Genomic DNA, 6,623 nt, shown 5'->3' with positions numbered 1-6,623 from the left:
AGCGGTACAGTGTGAGTTGGAAAAGGAAGTGGGGATAAAGAAACGAGAGAGAAGAGGAGACGAAGAAATGGGTGAGGAATGGAACGAGGAAAGGAGAGAGGCTAGCTGAATGTTTCAGACAGCCTCTTCCTCAGACCGGGCAAGACTATTTATTTGCTAGCTTATCTGCCGGTGCGGCGATGGCTTTTCCCGGGGAGATGCCGGCAGGAGGAAGGGAGGCGTTGCCGGCATTGCGATCCATGCGGATATCGCCGGTGTAAACGGCTCCATCTTCCACTTGTAGGGATTGGGTGCGGATGTTGCCAGTTACGCGAGCGTTGGGCTTGAGGTGTAGTTTTTTCACTTCAATCAGGCCTTCGGTTTTGCCGAACACGATCAGATCGCTGCCGCGGATGTCGCCATTCACCGCGCCTTTGTCGCCAACGATGACGGTGCCGCCGGCTTGCACATTGCCTTGGATTTGGCCGTCGATTTTCACCGATTGCTGGCTCAGGATGTCGCCCTGAATCCGGCATTGTGCACCGATGATGGTGTCGATGGCGCTGGTGGAGTTGCTGGGTTGGGAACGGTCTTTTTTATCTTTAAACATGGTTGTTTCTCCGCGGATTGAATTGAAATGGAGTGCCGCGCGTGTTTATTTTGCGAGGCTGAGGAAAGTGGCGGGATCGTGCGGCTCGTTGTTGAGGCGCACTTCGTAGTGCAGATGCGGGCCGGTGGAGCGGCCGGTGGAGCCGATTTTGCCGATGAGGTCGCCGGCTTTAACAGTTTGGCCGGGTTGCACGCCGATGTGCGATAAATGTCCATACACAGTGCTGTAGCCGTAGCCGTGGCGCACTTTCACCACTTGGCCGTAGCCGTTCATGGTGCCGGCAAATTCCACTGTGCCGTTGGCAGTAACGCGTACGGGGTCGCCAATGTTGCCGCGAAAATCTAGGCCATGATGAAACTCGCTGCCTTTGCCGCTAAACGGGTTATGCCTGGGGCCGAAGCCGGAGGAGATTCCGCCTTGAGCGGGGCGGCCAAGTGGTACATTGTTGGCTACTTTGAGTAGATTTTCAATAGTTTGGCTGAATTCTGGCGTATCGGCTGGCGGTAGGATGTTGTGCGGGCCGCCGGCTTGGTGGATGGGCTTGCTTTCTTCAGAAGCGGTAGCTGGTTTTGGGGTGGGTACGTTCGCGCCTCGCTGACGTAGGTAGTTTTGCAGATCGGCCACGGCTTTTTCGGATTGGGCGAGTTGATTGAGTTTGGCGCTAACCTCAGCGGAACGCGCTTCTTTCAAGTCTTCGATTTGCTGGCTGAGTGCTTGAGTTTGCTGTTGTTGTTGCGCAAAGCGGTTGTAGCTTTGGTAGTGGTGCCAACCCAACGCCAACAGAGCAGCCAAGAGCGTCACCGTGGCCACGGAAAGGCCGATGACGGTGGGCTTGATAGCGCGCAGCCGTGATTCAGCGATCACGAAAGATTCGGTGCGGTGTTCGTCCAACACCATCACCGTAACGAGTTTCTTTTGCTTATCCATTGATTTGAATGGTAAATGAGTTGTTACTCAAAATTAGCATTGTATTACAAAATGCTATTGTTTGGCAAAAGCAAATCTATCATTTGGCGGGCTGTTTCTGGTTTGGCAGTAACCTGCTTTCAGGTAGCCTCAGCCTATTCATGGCCTACCTTGCCTGTTTCGCTATACAATCAGCCACTGCATACAGGAAAGCAAATGGGCAATTTTTTTCACACCATGCGGCGGATGCGGCAGGAAAAACAGCAGCTCGACCGCAACATAATGCGTATTTCGTTTAGCCTGCCCGTATTTTGGCTATTCGGCATGCTGCTGGCCGTTGTGTTGGGCATGGGCGCATTGGTAACTTCGGCTGAGTTGAGCAAGCGGCAGCGGCATTTGAACGTAGCCGTGGCTTATACGCATCATGCCGCTGCCGAGCTGCGGCGGCGCCAATGGTATGATGATGACGACAACCTCCACGTGGCCGGCAGCATCCGCACCGCCGAAGGAAAACAGCTTAATTTGGATTGCCACAACCTGTCCGACCCGTTGTGCCAATATGATGAAAACATTTGGCAGGGTGAAGAAAAGCTGACTGTACAAAGCATTATCCAGGCCCATTGGTTGAGCTACCATGTGATTACCGAGCTGAACTACACCAAAGACGGCAGCGAGCGGCACTACCGCGCCGCCTTCAGCCCGCAGGAAGAAACCGAAAACTGGCGGCTGTATGCCCGCTTGTGGACACGTGCTGCCACCGTGGCCGGAGCAGGCTGGCTTGGGCTCAGTATTGCTTGGTATCGGCGCGCCAGGCGGCGCAGGAAGACACAGCAAAAGGCTACCTGAAACCTTCATTCCTGTTTCAGGTAGCCTGCCCCGCTGCCTTTCTTTTAAAATACAGCATTCCGCTTTTTCATTGTTTTTCATGCGTCTCACCCACATCAAACTTGCCGGCTTCAAATCTTTCACCGACCCCACCACCATCCACGTGCCCGGCCAGCTGGTGGCCGTGATCGGGCCCAACGGCTGCGGCAAATCCAACGTTATCGACGCCGTGCGCTGGGTGCTGGGCGAAGCCTCGGCCAAACAGCTGCGCGGCGAGAGCATGCAAGACGTGATTTTCAACGGCGCTGCCACCCGCCGCCCCGCCCCCCGCGCCTCCGTGGAGCTCGTATTCAGCAATGCCGACGGCAGCCTGCAGGGCGCATGGGGGCAATACGGCGAAATCAGCATCCGCCGCCAGCTCACCCGCCAAGGCGAATCCAGCTACTACATCAACGGCCAACAAGTGCGCCGCCGCGACATCACCGACCTTTTCCTCGGCACCGGCGTCGGCGCGCGCGGCTATGCCGTGATCGAACAGGGCATGATTGCCCGCATCATCGAAGCCCGCCCCGAAGAATTGCGTGCCCACATCGAAGAGGCCGCCGGCGTATCCAAATATAAAGAACGCCGCCGCGAAACCGAAAACCGCCTGCGCGACACCCGCGAACACCTCCAACGCCTCGGCGATTTGCAGTCCGAACTCGGCCGCCAAGTGGAAAAACTCCAACGCCAGGCCGCCGCCGCCGAACGCTACCGCAACCTCACCGCCGAGCTCAACCAAGCGCAAAACCGCCACGACTTCGCCCAATGGCAGCACACCCTCGCCGCCGCCGACCGCGCCGCCGCCGAACACGAACGCGCCCGCGAGCGGCAAGACGAACTCGCCCGGCAAAACCAAGCCATGAACGATGCCGTGCAAGTGTTGCGCCAAACCGAGCAGCAACAGCAGGCCGAGCAATACCGGCTCAACCAGCAGCACGCCCTGTTGCGCGAGCAAACCGCCCGCCTCGAAGAGCAAATCCGCTCGCGGCAGAGCCAACGCCAGCGCCTCGAACGCGAACAGGCCGCCGCCCAAGCCGCCATCCAGAAAATCGACAGTGAACACGCCGAGCTGCAACAGCAGCACGCCGCCGCCGAACAGGCCGCCGAACAGCAGCAGATGCAGCTCGAACTGCTCACCGCCGAAGCCGCCGCCCTCGAAGAGCAACTGCCCGAGCTCGAAGCCGCCCAGCAGCAGGCCGCCGAACAGCAGCAAAGCCGGCACGACGAAGCCGCCCGCCTCCGCCGCGAGCTCGCCCTGAAACAGCAGCAGCTGCAACACAGCCGCCAAAGCATCAGCCGGCTGCAAGAGCGCCAAGCCCGTTTGCAGCAGGAAGCCGCCGCCCTGCAAAGCGATGCCGGGCAGGACACCGCCGCCGCCCAAGCCCGGGCCGACACCCTCGCCGCCCAATACCAACAGGGCGAGAAGCAACTGCAACGGCTCGAAGAGCAAACAGGCTACCTGAAAACCGCCCTCGCCGCCGCCCGCGAACGCGAACAGGAACACGAACGCCGTATTCTCGCCGCCGAGGCCGAGCAAAAAACCCTTGCCGCCCTGCTGGCCGACACCGCCCGCCACAACTTCTGGCAGGGCAGCGAGCAAGCCGATGCGCCCGCCCTGTGGCAGCACATCCGCATGCCCGAAGAATGGCAGGGCGCGCTGGCCCCCGTGCTCGGCGAGCGGCTCAACGCCCGCGCGTTGCCCGCTGATTTCCAGCCGCCGTCGCCGCTGCCCGAATCCCCCGCCGCCTGGTTCGACCGCGAAGCCCACGCCCACCGCGCCGCCAGCCCGGCTCAGGCGCTGATTCACCAAATCCAAGCCGAGCCGCCTTTTCAGGTAGCCTTAGCCCACTGGCTCGAAGGCATTTTGTGTGCCCCCGATTTGGATTACGCGCTGGCGCACCGCAGCCGCCTCGAGCCCGGCCAAGAATGGCTCACCCCGCAAGGCCACCGCATCGACCGCCTCGGCGTGCTGCTGCACCATGCCGACGGCGGCAACCGGCAAATGCGCCACCGCGCCCGCCACGACGAAATCGCCGCCGCCTTGGCCGAATGGCAGCCGCAGTTTCAGGTAGCCCGAGCCGAAGCCGAAAAACTGGCTCAGCAGCAAGCCCAAGCCGAAGCCGAACTGCGCCAAGCCCAAACCGAACAACGCCGCCTCGCCGCCGAGCTGGCCGCTGCCCAGCAGCAGGCCGGCGCCCTCGCCGCCCGCGCCGCACAGGCGCAGCAGCGGCGCGAACACATCGCCCAAGAGCAAGCCCAGCTGGCGCAGGAAGCCGAAGAGCTGGCGTGCGCCGCCGAAATCCTGGCCGAAGAAACCGCCGCCCTCGAAGAGCACCTGCCCGAATTGGAAGCCGAGAGCCGCACCCAAGCCGAGCACAGCCAACAGGCGCAGCAAGCCCTGCGCCAAGCCCGCCAAGCCGTGCTCGAAGCCGACCGCCGCCGCAGCGCCGCCGAAATCGAAGCCCACCGCCAAACCCAGCAGCTGCAAAACCTCGCTGCCCGCATGGCCGCGCTGGCGCAGCAAAAAGCCGATTGGCAGCAACGCCAGAGCGAGCTCGCCCTCACCTATGCCGAAGACAGCGAAGACGAGCAACGCCTGCAGCTGGAAGAACTGGCCGAAGCTGCCTTCACGCTGGAAGAGCAAATCCAGGCCGCCGCCGCCCGGCTGGCCGAAACCCAAGAGCAGGGTAGGCAGCAATATGCCCGCCAGCAGGCGCTGGCCGCCGAGCTGCCGCAGTGGCAACAAGCCGCTCAAACCGCCCTGTTGCAGCAGCAGGAAGCGCTGCTCAACGCCAAACATTTCCACGATAACCTATTGGCGCGCCAGGCCGATATTGCCGCGCTCGAATCCGAACAACAGGCAGGCTACCTGAAAACCGACTGGCCGCAGCAAATCGACAGCATTTCCCGCCGCATCCAAGCCCTCGGTGCGGTGAACCTGGCCGCGCTCGACGAATTGGCCGAAGCCCGCGAGCGCGACGGCTACTACCAAAACCAACGCGCCGACCTGCAATCCGCCATCACGCTGTTGGAAGAAGCCATCGCCCAAATCGACGGCGAAACCAAACAGCGCTTCCAAGCCACCTTCGATGCCGTGAACCAAAAAGTGCAAACCTTCTTCCCCACCCTGTTCGGCGGCGGCGAAGCCAGCCTGCACATGGTGGGCGACGATTTGCTCACCGCCGGCGTATCCATCATGGCGCGCCCGCCCGGCAAGAAAAACAGCACCATCCACCTGCTCTCCGGCGGCGAAAAAGCCCTCACCGCCATGAGCCTCGTGTTCGCCCTGTTCAGCCTCAATCCCGCCCCCTTCTGCCTGCTCGACGAAGTGGACGCCCCGCTCGACGATGCCAACACCGGCCGCTTCTGCAATCTGGTGAAAGAAATGAGCGCCCAAACTCAGTTCCTGTATATTTCCCACAACCGCCTCACCATGGAAATGGCCGAGCAGCTCATCGGCGTAACCATGCAGGAAAAAGGCGTGTCCCGCATCGTGGCCGTAGACATCAAACAGGCGCTGGAAATGGCGGAAACGGATTGAAATTAAATTTTCAGGTAGCTTCACCCTTGGCAGGGGCTACCTGAAAGCCGATAAGGCAGACAAAATAAAATATCGGCACCATGTCGACCCACCCCAAAGGCTACCTGAAACATGGAATCCATCACCGAACTGCGCCACTTCAAATTCCAGCTTACCGGCGAGCCCTGCAACGGCATGCGCAGCGGTGAAGCGCGCAAAAGATACCTGGCAATTCCTGCCAAATCATCCGCGAACGCGGCTTTGCTGATTTGCCTGAGCCGGGCATGTTGGGATAGTGGCGGGTTGCGTCTGGAAAGCAGGAATGGGCTGCCTGAAACCAAGCAGGCTGCCCGCCCCGTGGGAAAGGGTTGGCAACGTAGGCCTGCATTTCCCTTGCCGCCCTGTATAAAAACAGGATTCCGCTTAGAATTGCACTCTCCGTTTTCAGGCAGCCCGCCCAAGCTTTGAGGCTGCCTGAAAACGGGTAAAACGAATTTCTGCGAAGCTGAAAATCACCCCTGCCCCTTCTGCACTGCCCGCTGCCTGGTATGAAAAAATGAGCTTTAGCTATAGAGGTTCTTGGCAAGGGAAAGGCTACCTGAAATATTTTCAGATAGCCTTTTCAGCCTCAAACGGCAGGTTTTATTCCTGCCCGTACACGCTGTGGTCGTAGCCCACGCAGAAAGCCGTGCCTTCTGCGCCCTTTCCGGTTTCGATTTCGGAATAAAAACAGCGGTCATC

Annotated in this window: 5 protein-coding genes; 2 read left to right on the top strand and 3 right to left on the bottom strand. The window is 60.1% G+C overall.

Features of this window, described 5'->3' with window-relative positions; all coding sequences use genetic code 11:
• Positions 1–145: 145 nt before the first annotated feature.
• Positions 146–589, bottom strand: coding sequence for a polymer-forming cytoskeletal protein (locus tag A7P96_RS05310; RefSeq protein ID WP_067441735.1), 444 nt, complete (start codon positions 587–589; stop codon positions 146–148).
• A gap of 45 nt (positions 590–634) precedes the next feature.
• Positions 635–1,516 (bottom strand): M23 family metallopeptidase, encoded by an 882-nt coding sequence (locus A7P96_RS05305; protein WP_067525350.1) that lies wholly within the window; start codon positions 1,514–1,516, stop codon positions 635–637.
• Positions 1,517–1,711: 195 nt separating this feature from the next.
• Here A7P96_RS05305 and A7P96_RS05300 point away from each other — a divergent pair, with 195 nt between their 5' ends.
• A complete protein-coding gene (locus tag A7P96_RS05300; protein WP_067525348.1) occupies positions 1,712–2,341 on the top strand; it encodes a hypothetical protein in 630 nt (209 codons plus the stop codon).
• A gap of 79 nt (positions 2,342–2,420) precedes the next feature.
• A complete protein-coding gene (gene smc / locus A7P96_RS05295) occupies positions 2,421–5,903 on the top strand; it encodes a chromosome segregation protein SMC (protein ID WP_067525346.1) in 3,483 nt (1,160 codons plus the stop codon).
• A gap of 20 nt (positions 5,904–5,923) precedes the next feature.
• On the opposite strand, the gene A7P96_RS10725 is transcribed toward smc, so the two are convergent.
• On the bottom strand, positions 5,924–6,100 hold the full coding sequence (locus A7P96_RS10725) for a hypothetical protein (RefSeq protein ID WP_156496280.1): 177 nt from the start codon (positions 6,098–6,100) through the stop codon (positions 5,924–5,926).
• Positions 6,101–6,623 lie beyond the last annotated feature (523 nt).

It is taken from the genome of Eikenella sp. NML03-A-027 (assembly GCF_001648395.1).
Lineage (GTDB): Bacteria > Pseudomonadota > Gammaproteobacteria > Burkholderiales > Neisseriaceae > Eikenella > Eikenella exigua.
Note: the sequence above shows the minus strand (reverse complement) of the source record. Positions and strands in the feature narration are given on the sequence as shown.

Excerpts from the sequence above, each read along its gene's own strand:
- A7P96_RS05310 (WP_067441735.1), bottom strand. The coding sequence starts at position 589 with ATGTTTAAAGATAAAAAAGACCGTTCCCAACCCAGCAACTCCACCAGC.
- A7P96_RS05305 (WP_067525350.1), bottom strand. The coding sequence starts at position 1,516 with ATGGATAAGCAAAAGAAACTCGTTACGGTGATGGTGTTGGACGAACAC.
- A7P96_RS05300 (WP_067525348.1), top strand. The coding sequence starts at position 1,712 with ATGGGCAATTTTTTTCACACCATGCGGCGGATGCGGCAGGAAAAACAG.
- smc (WP_067525346.1), top strand. The coding sequence starts at position 2,421 with ATGCGTCTCACCCACATCAAACTTGCCGGCTTCAAATCTTTCACCGAC.